The sequence below is a fragment of the Edaphobacillus lindanitolerans genome, from assembly GCF_900156305.1.
In the GTDB taxonomy this organism is placed as follows: domain Bacteria; phylum Bacillota; class Bacilli; order Bacillales_A; family Planococcaceae; genus Bhargavaea; species Bhargavaea lindanitolerans.
The window spans coordinates 1,262,548-1,281,108 of the sequence record NZ_FTPL01000001.1 but is presented as its reverse complement, the minus strand read 5'-3'; the positions used below and the strand labels follow the sequence as shown (position 1 = coordinate 1,281,108).

Below are 18,561 nucleotides of genomic sequence, written 5' to 3'. Positions count from 1 at the left end.
CGCAACACCGGGCGGGCTCATATCCTGAGCAAGAAGGGGTGAAGGCGCATGGCACCGATAAACAATCCGGTTGAAGTGGAAAGACAAGAATGGAAAAAGCGGCAGATGAAAGAACGGCTGAAGCAGCTCCTCACCGTCTCCTCCCCGATCTTCATGCTGCTCTTATGGGAGGTTCTGTCACGGACTGCGCTGATCGATCCGCGTTTCTTCCCGCCGCCGACCGCGATCATCACGACGTTCTGGGAACTGCTGGCGAGCGGTGAACTCATTCATCATATCGGCGTGTCGCTGTACCGGATCTTCGCAGGCTTCCTGCTCGGGGTCATCCCGGGCATCGTAATCGGCCTGCTCATGGGGCTTTATTCCCCGATCCGGCATTTCGTGCAGCCGATTGTCATGGCGCTCATGCCGATTCCGACACTGGCGCTTCTGCCGATCATCATCATCCTGTTCGGGATCGGGGATCTGTCGAAGGTGGTCACGATTGCGGGCAGCGTGTTCTTCCCGGTCGTGATTAACACCGCGGCGGGCGTGCTGAACATCGAGCCGATCCATATGGATGTGGCGAAGAACTACGGGGCGGATTCAAAGGACTACTTCTTGAAAATTGCTTTCCCGGGCGCATTGCCGGTCATGCTCGAGGGCATCCAGATGGGCCAGGCGATTGCCCTGCTCACCATCGTGGCTGCCGAGATGATGGGCTCCGTTTCGGGGATCGGGTTCCTGATCTGGACATCCTACAAAGCGTTCCTGCTGCAGAAGATGTACGTCGGGCTCATATTGATTTCATTCTTCGGGTATTTGTTCTCGCTGCTGCTGCGGGGGCTGCAGCGGAAGATTCTGAGATGGAGGTGAAGCCGTGGGGGAAGATGTGAAAATCCGGATCCGCAATCTCACGAAGGTGTTTTACAAGAAAGGCGAAAGCATCACGGCGCTCGACGGAGTGTCGCTCGACATTCTCGACGGGGAATTCGTCTGCATCGTCGGGCCGAGCGGGTGCGGGAAGACGACGCTGCTCCGCATCCTCGCCGAACTCGAGCATCCGAGCGCCGGCGAGTTCTCGATCAAGGCGGGGAAGGAGGACCGGCCGCTCCAGTCGATGGTGTTCCAGGAGCGGGGAGTCATCCCATGGCTCACCGTCCGCGACAACGTGGCGTTCGGTCTTCAGATGCGGAAGCTTCCGAAGAAGGTTGTCAAGGAACGGACCGATTACTATCTCAATAAAACCGGCCTTATGGCGTTCGCCGACCGGTATCCGAAAGAGCTGTCCGGAGGAATGAAGCAGCGCGTTTCGATTGCCCGGGCGTTTGCGAATGATCCCGAGATCCTGCTCATGGATGAACCGTTCGCCGCGCTCGATGAGCAGAACAAGTTCATCCTCCAGGAGGAGCTGCTGCAGATCTGGACCGAGACGAAAAAGACGGTGCTCTTCATCACGCACAGCATCGACGAGGCCCTTCTGCTGTCTGACCGGATCCTGCTCATGAGTGCGCAGCCGGGCCGGATTGCGGACGAGATCCGGGTAGGGACACCGCGGCCCCGCACGATGGAGGCGATCCGGGCCGATCCGGATGTGGCGGAGCAGTTCGTCCGGGTGCTGAAGCACCTGCAGGAGGAAGTCCAGCGGTCCCGGCAATAGTGCGTCCGTTCAATGACAGAAGGGGGATTTAAGTGAGGAAAGGGATTTGGAAGTACGCGTTCGTATTATTCGCCGCCATGCTCCTCATTCTCGGGGGCTGCGGGAAAAAGGAGCCGGCTGCACCCGCGAAGCCGACGGAAAAGCCGGCGGAGGAAGCGCCGTCCGGGGATCTCGCACCGCTCGATGAGCGCGTCACCGTCATGATTGCCGAGGACGGGGCGGCTTCCGGTGCCGGGTTTTATATTGCCAAGGAAAAAGGATATTTTGAGGACTACAACATCGATGTGAAATTCGCCCAGTTTGCGAACAGCGATGAGATGCTCCCGGCCCTCGCGGCGGGCGAGGTCGACATCGCGGGCGGCGTGTCCACGGCATCGTTTTTCAATGCGATCGCGCAGGGGATCGACGTCCGGATCATCGCCGACAAAGGCCACAACGTGCCGGGCAAGTCGTACTTCACGTTCGTCACGCCCGTGGACAGCGACATCAAGGACTACGCCGACATGAAGGGCAAGAAGATCGCCGTCTCGTCCCGCAACTCGATCGACAGCTACATCTTCGACATGATGCTCGAGCATGCGGGCCTCACCGAAGAAGATGTGGAGTTTGTGCTGATCGCCGACTTTGGCAGCATGCTCGGGGCGATTGACAGCGGATCGGTCGACGCCGCGCTGAACATCGAGCCGCTCATCACGCAGGGCGTCGAGAACGGCATGCACCAGCGGTTCCTCGATGCGACGGACTATGCGCCGGAATCCCAGATCGCCATGGTGCTCGGCTCTCCGCAGTTCATGACCCAGGAGAAGGAGATTTCGCTCCGCTTCATGCTTGCCTACCTGAAAGGGCTTCGTGACTACAACGATGCATTCTTCAAGGATGAGGGCAAGGACGAAGTGATCGACATCATGGTGAAGCACACGGCGCTGAAAGACCCGGGTCTTTGGGAGAAAGTGAACGTGACCGGCCTGAATCCGGACGGCAAGATGTTCGTCGACGACATCCAGAAACAGTTTGAACACTACAAGGCCGCCGGTGCGATTTCCGGTGACATTGACTTTGAGACGGCGATCGACACCTCCATCGCCGAAGAGGCCCTGAAGATTCTCGGACCGTACGATCCCGATTGAACAACCGGTTCATAATCTGAGTTTTCTTGAGCCGGTCCGGAAGATAGGGTATAATGGCATAAGAAAGATGGACTACGAAAAAGGACCGGATGCGCGAACATCCGGCCCGGCAGCCTGTGCCCGGACGGGACGTCAGGCGATAATATGCAGCGATTGGCCGTCCCATCCTTGGCCGAGGTGGGGACGGTCATTCTTTTTTGGAAATGACGACAATGAGCGTCACGACAAGCGTCAGAAACCCGACGATCGAGCCGGCCAATGAGATGGCAAGCCCTGCCGCTTCAGCAATTGTCATAGCATCACCCCCTTCCGGAGGATCTGCCCGTCCCGCACATGGCTGCCCTCTTATTATACCATAAATGCGAACGCTTGTTCTTTATTTAAGGATCAATCTGACTATTTTATAAGTGAAAACACCGCCCGCCCGCATTCATCGGTGGGCGGTGTTGCGTGGCCGACGGAAATCCAAGTGTGCAGGTGGCAAAAACCGGGAACAGGAAAGATAGTATGAAAGGGAGGGGAGGAATCCCGGATGAAGAGGCAAATTGCTTTTCCGATGATCGTGGCCGGTTCGCTCGTGCTCGCCGCATGCGGAAGCGGGGAGGCGGACAAAGAAACGGAAGCGGGTGCCGGCGCCGCCCAGGCGGATGAAGGGAATGCCGCTGGTAAAGGCGAACAACCGGCCGGGGACGCGGCGGGCGGCGGCGGGTCCGGTGAGGCCGTCAGCGCGGAAGCTGCCGATATCACCGGCCAAGAAGAGATGCAGCAGAAAATGGACGAGATCACCTACAGTGAATTCGAACTGGAAGTCGAATATGCCGAAGGCCAGGAGTACGAAGCGGAGATCGAACGCAAAAGCGACAACACGGTCAAGGCAAAAATCGAAGACTCCCTCGACGGTATGGAAAAGAAGGGCCTCGAGGCCTTCAACGAACTGTATCCGCTCGTTGAGCAAATGTCGATCACGTCAGGCACGCCAAAGGAAGAAGCCATCCGTGAAGTGCTCTCGGTTTTCAGCCTGCCCGACGACTATACGAAATTTGACCTGGAGCTGCGATTCAAGGATGACAGCACAGAGTTCGTGATTTCGGACCAAAAGTAAAAACAGGGGACATCCGCACGGCAGCGCCGGAGCGGATGTTTTCTGGTAAAGTGGAAATAAGATGATGCGAAAAAGAGTCTGAGAGGGGGACAGGGCATGACGTGGAAAGGGGCAGCGGCAGTTTGTGTGAACGGGGACGGACAGTTGCTGATGGTGCTCCAGGGAACGCCGGAGGAAGAGAAGAAGTGGGCGGTGCCGTGCGGAGGGTTGGAAAAAGGGGAGTCGTTCGAGGCGTGCTGTCTGAGAGAACTGAATGAAGAGACGGGCTTCGAAGGATCGGTTGTCCGTCCTTTATTCCACAAAAAGAATGAGGAAGTGGACGTCCGGTATTACGAAGTGATGCTGACGGGCGGCTGCATGACCATTGATGACCCCGACGGGCTGATCCATGAAGTTGCCTGGAAAGGTGCAGACGAGATGGCCGGTCTCATCCTCTCGTTTCCGGAAGACCGGGATCTCTTGGACTCGATCCTTTCCCTGATAAGCCGTCAACCCATATAAAAGGTCCGCCCTTGTCAGGGGCGGACCTTTTTTCTTCGATTCCATATCTCGTATACCAAGTAGACAAGGGCGATCACGTGCAGGAGGAGCATCGCGGAATAATAGGGGCTCCGGCTGCCCTCAAGCACATAGTCCGTGTAGCGTGCTGTATTAATCAACAGAACGACAAACAAGAGAATGGCGAGTTTCCGGTTCACGTTCATCACATCCTCTCTGCAGCGGCACCCTTCACGCGTCCACTGCCGCTTTCCGCTTCGCGAGCATCGTCTGGAAGCTGTGGAGCGACATGCCGGTGATGATGACGGCGATGCCGCCGAGTGCGACAGGGCCCGGGAGCGGGAGGGACAGGAGGATCATTTCGCCGGCGAGGGCGAAGACGATCTCGAGTGACTGGGTCGCTTCGACGGCGGCGAGCCGGCCCTGGTCATGGCGTGCCAGGTCGGTCGCCATGAAGAACAGCGTCGTCGCGATGACGCCGGACGAGACGGCGACGATGAATGACTGGACGACCTGGGTCCAGGACGGCCAGCCGACCGTGGCGACGGCGACCGCTGCCAGGACGATCCAGAACGGAAGCGAGGCGAGTGTCATGGCGAGCACACGCTGAAACGTGTCCAGCCGGCCGCCGAGCGCCTCCATCATTTTCCGGTTGCCGAGCGGGTAGGCGAACGCCGCCACGACGATCGGCAAGATTCCGAGAAGGATCGTCTTTCCGCCGACCGTTCCGGCATGCGGCAGCTGGATCAGCACGACGCCGAGCAGGATGATCAGCGAGATGCCGAGCGAAACGAGCGGAATCTGATGGCGCACCGTGCGTTCGACTCCACCCGTCTTCACGGCAAACGTGAACAGCGGGGCGAGCAGGACGCCGGCCACGATCGTCAGCTGCCAAGTGCCCGCGACGAGCCAGCCCGGACTGAACGCCGCCGCAAACGTCAGTGGCGCATAGAACAGCACGAAGGCGAAGAAGCTCCAGACGAGGAACGGGCCGGGGATGCGCTTCATTTCCGAAATCGAACCTTTCAGCCCCCGCCGTAGGGCGACGATGAGGAGCAGGAACGGCACCATGAAGAGAAATCGGAGCGACGCACTCCACATCCAGCTGCCGCCGTCCAGTTCCATCGACCGGTTCAGGACGAACGTCACGGCGAAGAACAGGGAGGCGAGGACGCCGAGTGCGATCTCTTTCATGGGAAAAGCCCTCCTTTACGCGCGTTCTTCGTACAGCTTCACCATTTCGATGATGACGTTTGTCGCCTTTTCCATGTCGTCGGCGGAGATGAACTCATACTTGCCGTGGTAGTTGTCGCCGCCCGTGAAGATGTTCGGCGTCGGCATGCCCATGTAGGACAGCTGGGAGCCGTCCGTCCCGCCGCGGACCGGGATGATGTTCGGTTGGATGCCGAGCTTGCCGAACGCATCGGACGCGATATCGACGATCTGCATGACCGGCTCGATCTTCTCGGCCATGTTGTAATACTGGTCGTTCAGGTCGAGTTCGACGGTGCCTTCGCCGTATTTCCCGTTCAGCTTGAGGGCCGTGTCTTCCAGCTTCTTTTTCTTCGCTTCGAACTTCTCGCGGTCATGGTCACGGATGATGTAGGACAGGGTCGTCTTCTCGACCGTGCCGTCCACGTACATGAGATGGATGAACCCTTCGTAGTCGTCCGTCTTCTGCGGAATTTCGTCTTGCGGCATCGCCGCCTGGAATTCATGCGCGATGAGGATGGCGTTTACCATCTTGTCTTTTGCGGAGCCCGGGTGGATGTTCGTCCCGTGGAAGGTTACCTTCGCTGCGGCCGCGTTGAAGCTTTCATACTGGAGTTCGCCGAGCGGGCCGCCGTCCATCGTGTAGGCGTATTCCGCGCCGAATGCCTCGACGTCGAACTTGTGCGGGCCGCGGCCGATTTCCTCATCCGGCGTGAAGGCGACGCGCAGCTTGCCGTGCTGGATCTCCGGATGCTCGATCAAATATTCCATCGCCGTCATGATTTCTGCGATGCCCGCCTTGTTGTCGGCGCCGAGGAGTGTGGTCCCGTCGGTCGTGACGAGCGTGTGGCCGACATAGTTTTTCAGCTGCGGGAACACGGACTCTTCCATCACGGTCTGTTCATTGAGCCGGATATCACCGCCTTCGTATGAGTCGATCCGCTGCGGATTCACGTTTTTGCCCGTGTAGTCGGTCGCCGTGTCCACGTGCGCGAGGAAGCCGATCACCGGAACCTCCTTGTCCGTGTTTGCCGGCAGCGTCCCGAACAGGTAGCCGTTATCATCGAGCGTGATGTCGGTCAGGCCGATTTCGTTCATTTCCTTTTCAAGGACGTGCAGGAGGTCCCATTGTCCATCGGTGGAAGGAGTCGTCGTGCTTTCTTCGTTGGACTGGGTATCGATTTTCGCATAGCGCACGAGGCGCTCGATCAGCTTCTCTTTCATTTCGGTTGTCCCCCTTGATGTTTTGGATAAATTCCGAATAGTACCATTCTAACAGAAGGGCGGAAGGGTGGGAATGGCGCGGAGCGCTCCGTGTAGACGAAACCCGCGGCTCATGTGAGGCGCGGGTCCGTTTTCTGACCGGGGGAAAATCCGATGCTGGAGGCGATCAAAAACTGGGCCGCATAATACGGGACCATGACGAACGCATCCCGGCCGGGGATCGGCACCGTGAACCGGTCGATCGCCAGGATGGAATCGGACAGGATGAACAGAAGGGCACCGGCGATTGCATACGGATTCGCCGTCCGGACGGCGGTCCAGCCCATCATCAGGATGACGATCATGTAGGCGATGACGGCCGCGCCGAGCAGGTTTCCGTCCAATAACAGAGGCAGGGCGACCACCGCAGCCATCACGATGCCGAAAACCAGCAGTGCCGCACCGGCTGACCAGGGCATCGGCCGGACGGACGCCTTCCGGAAAGCCGTGATGTAAAACAGATGGCCGATGAGGAAGGTCACGAGACCGGCGATGAACCAGTAGATGACGCCGTCGGCAACCGCGCAGATGAACAGTCCGGCCATGACAATCGGCTTGTAGCTGGCGGACATCCCGCGTGGGCGCAGTGCCGCATACCCGATGATCAGCACCATCGGGATCAGCTTCATGAAAATCTTCAGCCCGACCGGTTCGGGAGGAATGAAAAAGATATACACGACCCCGAATGCGGCAATGACTGCGGGGAGCAGAAAACGCATGGACAGAACCTCCTTGTGGACCTTATTCGGGTTTGTTTGCCAAGAGTCCTTCCGGAGTGCGGAGAAGTATCCGGTGTGCCCGGGTGCGTTCATTCAGCTCCCGTCACCGTCTTCAAAAAAGCGGCGACGGCTGTGCGTTCCGCCATGAGCGGGGCGTGGAGAAGGGAGAAGGTCCGCTTCTGGGCAGGCAGTCCGGGGTCGAGCCGGACCAAATGGCCGGCAGAGAGACCGTCTCGCGCGGCATGGACCGAGATGGCGGCGATGCCGAGGCCGGCTTTCACCGCCTGGAGGACGCCGCCGTTGGACCGGATGACGAGCCGCTTCGGCGACACGTGGCCGATGGACCGCAGGAGGTGATCGCTGTGCTCGCGCGTGCCGGATCCTTCCTCCCGGGTGATCCAGCGGGCATTCTGGAGGTCTTCCGGAGTAACGGTCTTCCGGGCGGCGAGCGGATGGCCGGCGCCGGCAATGATGATCAGCTCATCCTCCATGAACGGGACGGCAATCAGGCTGTCCTGCCGGATGGTGCCTTCGATGCAGCCGATGTCACAGCGAAATTCATGGACCATCGACTCGACCTCCACCGTGTTGGCGATCGTGATGTCGAGCTCGAGTTTCGGATGTGCCCGGAGCAACGGGGCGAGGAGGCGAGGGAGCACGTATTCGCCGATCGTGTTGCTCGCGGCGACCGACAGCGTGCCGGTCAGCTCGCCGCTCTGGCGGATCATGTCTTCCTTTGTTTCCTCGGCGAGCGTGATGAGCTGCTTTGCCCGGTCGTACAGAAGCCGTCCGGCCGGCGTGATGCGGAACTGCTTTTTCGTCCGGATGATGAGCTCCGTTCCGAATTCCTCTTCAAGCTGCTTGATGTGCAGGCTGACGGTCGGCTGGGCGAGGTTGAGCGATTCCCCTGCTTTCGTGAAATTCTTCAGTTCGACGACGGCGGCGTATGTATGAAGCTGTTCGAGCAGCATGGCCGGTCCCTCTTTCATCAGTTTTTATGATTGATTTTATCATGAAACTTCATTTTACTGATGGATCAATCCTTCCTATAATAAAACCATAAGTTCAGGAAGGGGTCTTATTCATGAAAAGCAAAGGGTTCTGGACGGGGATCGGCCTGACGCTGATCTTGGCGGTCATCGCCAAGCTGGCCGCCGGCCTTCCGTATATATCGCTGATCGGCCCGCTCGTCTTTGCCATCCTGCTCGGAATGCTGTGGAACACATTCCTGCCGGTCAAAGCCGGGTGGGAGCCGGGGACGACGTTCGCGTCGAAAAAACTGCTGCGGGCGGGGATCATCCTGCTCGGGATGCGCCTGAACCTGGCGGACATCGCGGCCGCCGGTTGGCCGGCATTCAGCCTCGCCGCCATCTCGGTCATCGTCGGGATTGCCGCCGTCTATGCGGCTGCAAAGGTCATGAAGTCCGACCCGGAAATCGGCTTCCTCACCGCGTGCGGCACGGGGATCTGCGGGGCCGCCGCCATCGTGGCGGTCTCATCCCAGAAGAAATCAAAACCCGAAGAGACGGCAGTCAGCGTCGCGATCATCGCCATCATGGGGACGGTGTTCACATTCGCCTATGCACTGCTGCACCCGGTGCTCGGCCTCGGCGAAAAGGCGTACGGCATGTTCGCCGGCGGCACGCTGCATGAAATTGCCCACGTCGTCGCGGCCGGTGACGCGGCGGGTGCCGTGTCACTCGACTATGCGCTCGTCGTGAAGCTCACGCGGGTCGTCCTGCTCGTCTTCGTCGCTTCGGCGGTCGGCTTCTGGGCCGCCCGGAAAGAACAGGCCGAAGGGGGCGCGAAGCTTAGCTGGAAGACGCTTCCGATTCCGTGGTTCATCTTCGGCTTCCTCGCCGTGAGTGCGCTCTACTCAACGGGAATCGTGCCGGAAGCAGTCGCCGCCAAACTCGTCGACCTCGCCTATCTGCTCATGGCGATGGCGATGGCCGGACTCGGACTCGGCGTGTCCTTCAGCGCCTTCCGCAAAGCCGGCATGAAGCCGTTCGTTGCCTGCCTCATCGGTTCGGTTGTCCTGGCAGTCGTCGTGTATGTCTACGTCGTTCTCGTTGCATGAAATGAATAAACCCTGCGGCCTTATGAGCTGCAGGGTTCTTTGCTGTGCCGGGCGGTCCCGCCGGAAGAACGGCTGAAGGGATCATCCATTGCAGACCATCAGGACGTTTCCATCCGGGTCCTGGATATTGAAATACGCGAACTCGCCAAACCGCTCGATCTCTCTTACCACCGGTATGCCTTTTCCGGTGATGAACCGGTGAGCTTCGTCAATGTCCCGGACATAGAAATTGAACAGCACATGACCGGAAGGCTTCAGTTCAAAGCCCGGATCAAACGTATGATCATCCAGGGTCAGGCCGGTCTCCGAAGTGACCGGGATATTATAGACAGGAGATTCGATCGCCTCTTCCGGAAAGGGAATCCCGAGCAGGTCGCTGTACCATCTGGCCGATTGCTTCAGATTGCTGACATGGATGAACACATTGTTGATCTTGCAGGCAATGGGTGAAGAGATGGAATTCATGTTGGTTCCCCCTGTAAGTTAAGATACCCATTGTTTCGGCATAGAAGAGAAAAAATCCTTGTGCATGGAGACCACGATAAAAGTCCATCAAGAGTCATCGGTGCCGTTCCAAGGAAGGCCGCTGAAAAGCTGTAAGTTAAGAAAGACGCCCTGCAGGTTAAGAAGGAGAGGCTGTAAGTTAAGAAGGATGCCCTGTAGGTTAAGAATGACCGATTGTAGGTTAAGAAAGGGCCGTCCGGAAAGTACTGAAACGCCCCGCGAGACATTCAATATCATCTTGTTGAATGGGGGGAACGAATCGGAGGTGGGGATTCACTGGCGAGAGGTAGGGATTCGAACACGATTGGTAGGGGTTCGCGGGTGAAAGGTAGGGATTCAAACACAAATGGTAGGGATTCAGAAGGGAAAGGTAGGATTCGCACGCACTTGGCAGCGACTCGCTGTCGCCGCTCTCGTTCCGCCAAAATGTTTTTAAGGGGACTCTCCGCATGCACGGCCAGGCAAACTTACGCAATAAAAAACAGCGCAGCACCGACGGATGGTCGGCGTGCGCTGTTTTTCTCTATCATTCCGTGACGGTATAATGCTTGTGCGAGACGACGGTCATCTCGGAGGCCGCGCCGATCCGCCGGGCGTCGGCTTTGGACAGCTTCACGATGACCGAGTTCTCGAGGATTTTGACGATCGTGCCAAAAACCTCATGATTGTTCCGGACGAACGAAATCAGCTCGCCCGTACTCCGGGCCGCGACAAATGCCGACGGTTCCTTCTGTTTAGCAGGAAAAGCCACTCTCATTCACCCCTTTGCAAAATAAAAAAGCCCGGGTCTTCATCCCTGGGCGTGTATGGAACGGCGAAGGTGCCGCTCCTCCGGACAGTTTGTCCGTCTCCATTATAGCACACTTTGATAATATTCGCTCATCGCGGTGCCAAGGAAATAGTTTCCGTCAAGTTGGACAGAGTGTCCAAAGGTTCGATCTAAAGGATAGACAGTTAGTCAGAAGAAATGAACCGGTTGTAAGAATAGTATGAAATCATGTCCTAGGGGAGTTGAACACGTTATCCGGACCCGGCGAAAGGTTGGGCGGTCTGTCCGTTTCCGAGGGCCTGCAAGTCTTGTATAATGGTAGAATATTCGGAATCAACTTACCGTCCGGAAATGGAAAGGAGCACAGAACATGACGAAGAAAGAAACGACCGACTGGCGGTACAAGGTCGCGAACCGGGAAGCGCTGATCGGCCTGGCGCTCGCGCTGGCCAATTTTATCTGGTGGTTCGGTTTCGCTTACGGGATGGGCTCGCGTCCCGTCGAGGAGTACAAATACATAATGGGCCTGCCCGACTGGTTTTTCATCAGCTGCGTGCTCGGGTTCCTGCTGATCACGGCGGCGGTCATCATCGTGGTCAAACTGTTCTTTGTGGAAGTGCCGTTTGAGGATGAGGAGGAGATGCAATGAACTGGGAAGTCATTATTCCGCTGATCGTGTTCCTCGTCATCATCTTCTTCATCGGCATCTGGTCCAGCCGCAAGGGGGCACAGGTCGAAGAGGGCGGATTCCTGAAGGACTATTTTCTCGGCGGACGGGAGCTCGGCGGCTTCGTGCTCGCGATGACGATGGTCGCCACGTACGGCAGTGCGTCCAGCTTCCTCGGAGGGCCGGGGACGGCGTACACGATGGGCTTCGGATGGGTGCTGCTCGCGATGACGCAGGTCGTGACGGGTTATTTCGTCCTCATGATCCTCGGGAAAAAGTTCGCGATCATGGCCCGCAAATACGATGCGCTCACGCTCGTCGATTTCCTGAAGGCCCGCTATAACAGCGCACCGGTCGTCATCCTGTCGGCCGCTGCGATCATCATCTTCCTGTTTTCCGCGATGGCGGCCCAGTGGATCGGCGGGGCACGCCTCGTCGAATCCCTCACCGGGATGAGCTACAACACGGCGCTGTTCATCTTTGCGGTTTCGGTCCTCGTGTATGTCACGATCGGCGGGTTCCGCGCGGTTGCAGTCACCGATGCCGTGCAGGGCGGCGTCATGGTCGTCGGGACGCTCGTCCTGCTCGTCGGCGTCATCGTGGCGGGCGGCGGCGTGCCGAACATCATGGGAGACCTGATCAATGAAAACCCGAATCTCGTCACACCGTTCGGCCCGGACGGCGGGCTGTCCAAGGCGTACGTGTCGTCCTTCTGGATCCTCGTCGGGGTCGGGGTCGTCGGGCTCCCGCAGATCGCGGTCCGTTCGATGTCATACAAAAACTCCCGCTCGATGCACCGCGCGCTCATCATCGGCACGGTCGTCACGGGGATCATCATGCTGAACATGCACCTGATCGGCGTGTTCGCACGGCCGATCCTGCCGGGCATCGACGTCGGCGACAAAGTCATTCCGCTCATCTCGATGGAAGTGCTGCCGGCTTGGCTTGCGGGCATCGTGCTCGCCGCTCCGATGGCCGCCATCATGTCGACGGTCGACTCGCTGCTCATCCTCGTCTCGTCGACCGTCGTGAAGGACGTCTATCTGAACTACATCAAGCCCGACGCGTCGATCAAGGCGATCAAGCGGGCGAGCTTCGGCGTCACGGCCGTGCTCGGCGTCATCGTCTACATCCTGGCGCTCAACCCGCCGGATCTGCTCATCTTCCTCAACCTGTTCGCATTCGGCGGACTCGAGGCGGCGTTCATCTGGCCGATCGTCCTCGGACTCTACTGGCGGCATGCCAACAAATTCGGTGCGATCGCCTCAATGGTCGTCGGGATCGGCAGCTATATCGCGATTCATTACTATAACGAAGCGAACGGCAACCTGTTCGGCGTGCATACGGTGACCGTGCCGGTCGTGCTGTCGCTCATCGCGTTTATTGTGTTCAGCCTGCTCATGAAGCAGAAAGCGTACGACTTTGAAGGAATCGGGAAAGGGGAGGTTGCATGAAGACGGACACACACAGCAAGTCGTATTTGAGGGACCGCGAGGCGGTCATCCGGCTCACACAGGAACTCGTCCGCATCGAGAGTGTCTACCGCGGGGAAGGCGTCCCCGGCGGCAATGAAGAAAAAGTCGCGCATTACGTGGCGGACAGGCTCCGCTCATACGGCATCGAGACGCATGTCGAAGAAGTCGTGCCGGGCCGGCCGAATGTGATCGGCATCGTCGACTCCGGCAAGCCGGGTCCCGTGCTCCTGTTTGAGGGGCATACGGATGTCGTCACGGAAGGGAACCGCGAAGCGTGGACCCATGATCCGTTCGGCGCGGAGATCATCGGCGGGCGCATGTACGGCCGGGGCACGAACGACACGAAGGGCAATCTGTCGTGCATGATCACGGCGGTTCATTCATTGCTCCAGGACGGGGAAGACTTCCGCGGCAAGATCATCCTGTGCATCCCGTGCGATGAGGAAGGCCTCATGATCGGCATCAAGGACTTTATCAAGAAAGGCTGGGCGGACGGCGTCGACGGGGCGATCATCTGCGAGCCGGAGGAGAACAACGTCTGCATCGCCCAGCGCGGCGCGATGCGTATCCAGGTGGATGTGTACGGCAAAATGGCGCACGGCGCGATCTCCTGGAGCGGCATCAACCCGAACTGGCGGATGGCCCGGCTCATCGTGGAACTGGAAAAGCTTGAGAAGGAAGAACAGGAACGGCTCGGCGAAGACCCGTACCTGAAATGGCCGTCGATCACGCCGACGATCCTGCAGGCGCCCGTCAAGGGGGACGCCCAGATCAACGTCATCCCGGACCACTGCCGGATGACGCTCGACATCCGGACCGTGCCGGCGCAGGACCACGGGGAGCTGCGGGGGAAAATCGACCGCATCATCGAAAAGCTGAAGGCGGACGATCCTGATTTTAACTGTGAACTCACGCTGCTCGATGACCGCCCGGCGACTGCGACGGACAAAGACGAACCCGTCGTACAGGCGATTTGCGAAGCCGTCCGGCATGTGACGGGGAAAGAGCCGATCTACAACGGCGTGCCCGGTGCGACGGACGGGACGTTCCTCCATGTGCACGGCGTCCCGATCGTCACGATCGGGGCCGGCGACCGGGACATCCCGCATCAGATCGACGAGTACGTCGATATCGAGGAACTCGCGGAGACGACCGCGATCTACCGGGACACGGCGCTCCGCTTCCTGAACGGGGAGGTCAGGAAAGATGGCTGACTACAAAATCGCGGTGATCGCGGGCGACGGCATCGGGCCCGAAGTGATGGAAGAGGCGCTCCGTGTGCTGAAGGCCGCAGAGGAATCAGAAGGATTTTCGCTGGAGATCGAGGAATTCCCTTGGAACTCGGAGTACTGGCTGGAGCACGGGCGGATGATGCCGGAAGACGGGCTGGAGCAGCTGCGTTCGTTCGATGCGATTCTGTTCGGGGCGATCGGGGATGCCCGCGTGCCGGATGACATCACGATCTGGGAGCTCATCATGCCGATCCGCAAGGGGTTCCATCAGTACGTGAACTTCCGGCCGGTCAAGTCGCTGCCGGGCATCCAGACGCCGCTCGCCAACGGGGACGGCATCGACTTCGTCATCTTCCGGGAGAACGCGGAAGGCGAATACTCCGACAGCGGCGGCCGGCTGTACGCCGGTCAGGAAGGCGAGATGGCCGTCCAGAACACGATCATGACACGCGCCGGCATCGAGCGCATCACAAGAGCCGCCTGCCGGTATGCAAAAGAGAACGGACGGAAGAAAATCACGAGTGCGACCAAGTCGAACGCCGTGATCCATGCCAATAAACTATGGGACGAGCATGTGCAGCGGATCACAGGCGAAGAGTTCGGCGATCTGGAATTCGAACAATACTATGTTGATGCGCTTGCCGCTTACTTCGTCCAGCGGCCGCAGTCGTTCGAAGTGGTCCTCGCCTCGAACCTGTTCGGCGACATCCTGTCGGACCTCGGCTCCGGCCTCGTCGGCGGGCTCGGCCTGTCGCCGTCCGGCAACATCAACCCCGAAAAGGACTACCCGTCGATGTTCGAGCCCGTCCACGGATCGGCGCCGGACATCGCGGGACAGGGCATCGCCAATCCGATTGCCCAAATATGGTCGGCGGCGCTCATGCTCGAGCACCTCGGCGAAAAGCGGGCCGCCGTCCGGATGGTGACCGCGATCGAGGAAGTGCTCGCGGAAGGCGAAGTCAGGACCCGCGACATTGGCGGGGAAGCGACGACCGGGGAGATGGGAGAAGCGATTCTCCATGCGTTCCAATCAAACTGAAAGGGTGAGCGAGATGAAGATGGCAGACAAAACGGTGATCGTCACAGGCGCAGGAGGCGGCATGGGCAAGGCGATTGTCCGGAAATTGCTCGGGGAAGGCGCGACGGTCGCCGGGATTGACCTGAAGGATGAAGCGATGGCGGAGCTGAAGCATGAACGCTTCCTGCCGTTTGCGGCCAGCATCCTGGACGAGAAGGTGATCGAGCGGGTCTTCAGCGAGATGCATGAGAAAACCGGCCGCATCGACGGCCTCGTCAACGCGGCCGGCATTGCCCAGTCCGCGACGCCGATCGATGACGTCTCGCTTGACGATTGGCACCGGCTCATCGACATTAATGCGACGAGCCTGTTCATCACCGCCAAGCAGGCGGCCCGCTACATGAAGCCTGCGGGCAAAGGCTCGATCATCACGATCGCATCGGTGTCAGCCACCCGTCCGCGTCCCGGCCTCCAGTCGTACATCGCGTCCAAAGGGGCGGCCGAAAGCTTCACCCGGGCACTGGCGATCGAGCTTGCGGAATCCGGGGTGCGGGCGAACACGATCCACCCGGGACCGGCGGATACCGGCATGCTGAGCCAGTTCACCGCTAAGGGGGCCGATTCCGAACAGGCCCGGAAAGAGATCTTCGAAAGCAGCGTGCCGCTCGGCCGGCTCATCCAGCCGGAAGACATCGCGGGCGGTGTCCTGTATCTGCTGTCGGATGACGCATCCATGGTGACCGGCACCACGCTGCATATTGACGGCGGCCGCGGACTCTAAAAGGGAGGACAAACGAATGGCGAAGTATGTGGAACTCGGCTATCCGATCTATGAGGGCATGCCCGTCTACCCGGGCCTTCCCGAAGTGAAGCTCGAAGGCCGGGAGCGGAAGGAAAAGGGAGACCATTGGAACGGAACCGTCCTGAGCATTTATTTGCACGCCGGCACCCATGTCGACGCGCCGTGGCACCATATGCCGAACGGCAAAGGAATCGACGAAGTGCCGATCGAGGACTTCATTTACAGCCATCCGCTTCTCATCGACTGTCCGAAGGACCCGAACGGCTTCATCGAAGTCGAGGACCTGGAGAAGTACGGCGAGGAGCTGCATGAAGCGGACATCCTGTTCCTCAACACCGGCTACTGGAAACACCGGGGAACGGACTTTGTAACGTATTCCAACGACTTCCCGGCACTCTCACCGAAAGCCGCGGCCTGGATCCGGACGAAGCTTCCAAACTGCAAGGCAGTCGCGATCGACACGCTGAGCATCGAAAACATCGGGGAAGGCATCAAAGACGGATTCTCCGTCCATCACGCCTTCCTCGACCACGAAAAATACAGCGAGCCGACGATGCTCATTTATGAAGACATCAACATGGAACCGATCATCGGCAAAAAGCTGAAATCGGCATTCGCAACCCCGCTCCGCATCAAGGGGCATGATGCCTCGGTCGTGAACATGGTGGTGGAGATCGGGGAGGACTGAGGACGAAGCGCCCCGCTCATGCGGGGTGCTTTTTTCGTAGGAGCAGATGGACCAATGTAGATGGACCAATAAGGATTAAAAGACAGCGAAGGGAGACGGGCATATATGAAACGAATCAACATGCTGATTGGCGGCCGTTGGGTCGGAGGAGAGGAAGACGAATGGCTTCCGGTGCATGATCCGTCCGACGGCACGCAGATCGCCGAAATCGTGAACGGGACCGACGCCCATGTGGATGAAGCAGTACGTGCGGCGGAGGCAGCGTTTGAAAGCGCAGAATGGCGCGCGTGGAAGCCGCATGAGCGGGGGAACCTGCTCATTGATCTGGCGCGCCATATCCGGGAGAACGCCGAATACTTCGCGGAGCTCGAATGCCGTGACGTCGGCAAGCCGCTGTCCCAGGCACGGGCAGATGCGGAAGCGGCAGCCCGTTATTTCGAGTTTTACGGCGGTGCGGCGGACAAGGTCATGGGCGACACGATCCCGATCGAGGACGGCCTCCTGAACGCCACGGTGCTCGAGCCGGCCGGCGTCACGGCCCATATCGTCCCGTGGAACTATCCGCTCCAGATTATTGCACGCAGTGTCGGAGCGGCCATTGCGACCGGCAATTCGGTCGTCGTGAAGAGTGCGGAAGACACGCCGATGACCGCCCACGCGCTGACGGAATGGTTCGCGGACAGCGGACTGCCGGCGGGGATCTTCAACCATGTGACGGGACTCGGTTCCGGAGCGGGCGCGGCGCTTTCCGCCCATCCGAACATCAACCACGTCACCTTCACCGGTTCCGTCCCGACCGGCATTGCCGTCATGCAGGCCGCTGCGAAAAACGTCGTGCCGGTCACACTCGAACTCGGCGGCAAGTCCCCGAACATCGTCTTTGCGGATGCGGATGAAGAGAAGGCGCTCGACGGTGTGGTCCGGGCCATCATCCAGAACGCCGGCCAGACATGCTCCGCCGGATCCCGGCTCCTCGTGGAAGAGCGCTATAAAGAGGAATTCCTCGGGAAGTTGAAAGAACGCTTTGACGCACTGGAAGTCGGACGCGGCATGGACGACAAAGACATCGGCCCGATCCTCAACAAGCGCCAGTTCGACGGCATCATGCGGCGGATCGACGAAGCGAAGAAGCAAGGCAAACTCATCGCCGGCGGAGAAGAAGTGAAAGTCGCCGGTGCGGACGGCGGCCACTACATCGCCCCGACGATCATCGACGGACTCGACCACAGCTGTGACGTTGCCCAGGAAGAAATCTTCGGTCCGGTGCTCTCGGTCTTTACATTCCGGACTCCGCAGGAAGCCATCGACCTAGCCAATTCGACCGACTACGGCCTCGTCGCCGGCGTCTGGACGAAAGACATCGACGTCGCCCACACCCTCGCCGCCCGCATCAAAGCCGGCCAGGTCTTCATCAACAACTACGGCGCCGGCGGCGGCATCCAGATGCCGTTTGGCGGATACAAGAAGAGCGGGATCGGGAGAGAGAAAGGGTTCATTGCACTTAGGAACTATGTGCAGGTGAAGAATATTGCGGTGAAGTTTGGGGTTGATAGGGTGAACTGGACATAAACCAATAATCTATTGATAAACGATATATTACCCAAAAAGGATCCGATCTCGGATCTTTTTTAGGTAGATTTAATCATTTTAAACTTCAACTTTTAACATCGTTTTTTTGTTTTTTAGAAGAAGGTTTGAGAAATAATCAAAGCATCAAAGTTTTTATCGAAGAGAAATCCCTTTTATAGTGTGCGAATATTAAAAAA

20 protein-coding genes are annotated in these 18,561 nt (G+C 58.8%); 13 read left to right on the top strand and 7 right to left on the bottom strand.

Features of this window, described 5'->3' with window-relative positions:
- Positions 1-48: 48 nt before the first annotated feature.
- The 5 genes from B0B07_RS05885 (at position 49) to B0B07_RS05865 (ending at position 4,369) form a co-directional block, all read left to right on the top strand.
- Positions 49-855 carry an ABC transporter permease gene (locus B0B07_RS05885; protein WP_076757387.1) on the top strand — a complete coding sequence of 269 codons (807 nt, stop codon included), beginning with the start codon at positions 49-51 and terminating at the stop codon, positions 853-855.
- 4 nt (positions 856-859) lie between these two features.
- Positions 860-1,639, top strand: a complete 780-nt coding sequence (locus tag B0B07_RS05880; RefSeq protein ID WP_076757386.1) for an ABC transporter ATP-binding protein — start codon at positions 860-862, stop codon at positions 1,637-1,639.
- 77 nt (positions 1,640-1,716) lie between these two features.
- Positions 1,717-2,766, top strand: coding sequence for an ABC transporter substrate-binding protein (locus tag B0B07_RS05875; protein WP_076757539.1), 1,050 nt, complete (start codon positions 1,717-1,719; stop codon positions 2,764-2,766).
- A 532-nt stretch (positions 2,767-3,298) separates the two neighbouring features.
- The gene (locus tag B0B07_RS05870) at positions 3,299-3,868 is read left to right on the top strand and encodes a YusW family protein (RefSeq protein ID WP_076757385.1); all 570 of its coding nucleotides are present in this window, start codon (positions 3,299-3,301) and stop codon (positions 3,866-3,868) included.
- 96 nt (positions 3,869-3,964) lie between these two features.
- Positions 3,965-4,369: an NUDIX hydrolase gene (locus tag B0B07_RS05865; RefSeq protein ID WP_076757384.1), complete on the top strand. Its 405-nt coding sequence runs from the start codon at positions 3,965-3,967 to the stop codon at positions 4,367-4,369.
- A 14-nt stretch (positions 4,370-4,383) separates the two neighbouring features.
- On the opposite strand, the gene B0B07_RS05860 is transcribed toward B0B07_RS05865, so the two are convergent.
- From B0B07_RS05860 to B0B07_RS05840, 5 genes are all read right to left on the bottom strand, one after another.
- Complete coding sequence (locus tag B0B07_RS05860) at positions 4,384-4,566, bottom strand: hypothetical protein (RefSeq protein WP_144264296.1); 183 nt, start codon at positions 4,564-4,566, stop codon at positions 4,384-4,386.
- Positions 4,567-4,597: 31 nt separating this feature from the next.
- Positions 4,598-5,560, bottom strand: a complete 963-nt coding sequence (locus tag B0B07_RS05855; RefSeq protein WP_076757382.1) for a DMT family transporter — start codon at positions 5,558-5,560, stop codon at positions 4,598-4,600.
- A gap of 15 nt (positions 5,561-5,575) precedes the next feature.
- Complete coding sequence (pepT, locus tag B0B07_RS05850) at positions 5,576-6,802, bottom strand: peptidase T (RefSeq protein ID WP_076757381.1); 1,227 nt, start codon at positions 6,800-6,802, stop codon at positions 5,576-5,578.
- A gap of 110 nt (positions 6,803-6,912) precedes the next feature.
- Entirely contained in the window at positions 6,913-7,560 is a 648-nt protein-coding gene (locus tag B0B07_RS05845; protein WP_076757380.1) for a lysoplasmalogenase, read from the bottom strand.
- Between the two features lie 89 nt (positions 7,561-7,649).
- Positions 7,650-8,531, bottom strand: a complete 882-nt coding sequence (locus tag B0B07_RS05840; protein WP_076757379.1) for a LysR family transcriptional regulator — start codon at positions 8,529-8,531, stop codon at positions 7,650-7,652.
- Between the two features lie 113 nt (positions 8,532-8,644).
- On the opposite strand from B0B07_RS05840, the gene B0B07_RS05835 reads away from it, so the two are divergent.
- Complete coding sequence (locus B0B07_RS05835) at positions 8,645-9,640, top strand: YeiH family protein (protein ID WP_076757378.1); 996 nt, start codon at positions 8,645-8,647, stop codon at positions 9,638-9,640.
- Between the two features lie 81 nt (positions 9,641-9,721).
- On the opposite strand, the gene B0B07_RS05830 is transcribed toward B0B07_RS05835, so the two are convergent.
- Both B0B07_RS05830 and B0B07_RS05825 read right to left on the bottom strand, forming a co-directional pair.
- Positions 9,722-10,105 carry a VOC family protein gene (locus B0B07_RS05830; RefSeq protein WP_076757377.1) on the bottom strand — a complete coding sequence of 128 codons (384 nt, stop codon included), beginning with the start codon at positions 10,103-10,105 and terminating at the stop codon, positions 9,722-9,724.
- A gap of 565 nt (positions 10,106-10,670) precedes the next feature.
- Positions 10,671-10,901, bottom strand: a complete 231-nt coding sequence (locus B0B07_RS05825) for a DUF2187 family protein (protein ID WP_076757376.1) — start codon at positions 10,899-10,901, stop codon at positions 10,671-10,673.
- 382 nt (positions 10,902-11,283) lie between these two features.
- Here B0B07_RS05825 and B0B07_RS05820 point away from each other — a divergent pair, with 382 nt between their 5' ends.
- The 7 genes from B0B07_RS05820 to B0B07_RS05790 all read left to right on the top strand — a co-directional run bounded on the left by B0B07_RS05820 (position 11,284) and on the right by B0B07_RS05790 (position 18,364).
- On the top strand, positions 11,284-11,562 hold the full coding sequence (locus B0B07_RS05820) for a YhdT family protein (protein WP_076757375.1): 279 nt from the start codon (positions 11,284-11,286) through the stop codon (positions 11,560-11,562).
- A complete protein-coding gene (gene panF / locus B0B07_RS05815) occupies positions 11,559-13,034 on the top strand; it encodes a sodium/pantothenate symporter (protein WP_076757374.1) in 1,476 nt (491 codons plus the stop codon). The genes B0B07_RS05820 and panF overlap by 4 nt, the downstream gene beginning before the upstream one ends.
- Positions 13,031-14,269, top strand: coding sequence for a M20 family metallopeptidase (locus B0B07_RS05810; protein WP_076757373.1), 1,239 nt, complete (start codon positions 13,031-13,033; stop codon positions 14,267-14,269). The genes panF and B0B07_RS05810 overlap by 4 nt, the downstream gene beginning before the upstream one ends.
- Positions 14,262-15,326, top strand: a complete 1,065-nt coding sequence (locus B0B07_RS05805) for a tartrate dehydrogenase (protein WP_076757372.1) — start codon at positions 14,262-14,264, stop codon at positions 15,324-15,326. The genes B0B07_RS05810 and B0B07_RS05805 overlap by 8 nt, the downstream gene beginning before the upstream one ends.
- 13 nt (positions 15,327-15,339) lie before the next feature.
- The gene (locus tag B0B07_RS05800) at positions 15,340-16,086 is read left to right on the top strand and encodes an SDR family NAD(P)-dependent oxidoreductase (protein ID WP_076757371.1); all 747 of its coding nucleotides are present in this window, start codon (positions 15,340-15,342) and stop codon (positions 16,084-16,086) included.
- 16 nt (positions 16,087-16,102) lie between these two features.
- Positions 16,103-16,795, top strand: coding sequence for a cyclase family protein (locus B0B07_RS05795; RefSeq protein WP_076757370.1), 693 nt, complete (start codon positions 16,103-16,105; stop codon positions 16,793-16,795).
- 105 nt (positions 16,796-16,900) lie between these two features.
- Complete coding sequence (locus tag B0B07_RS05790) at positions 16,901-18,364, top strand: aldehyde dehydrogenase family protein (protein WP_076757369.1); 1,464 nt, start codon at positions 16,901-16,903, stop codon at positions 18,362-18,364.
- Positions 18,365-18,561: the final 197 nt, after the last annotated feature.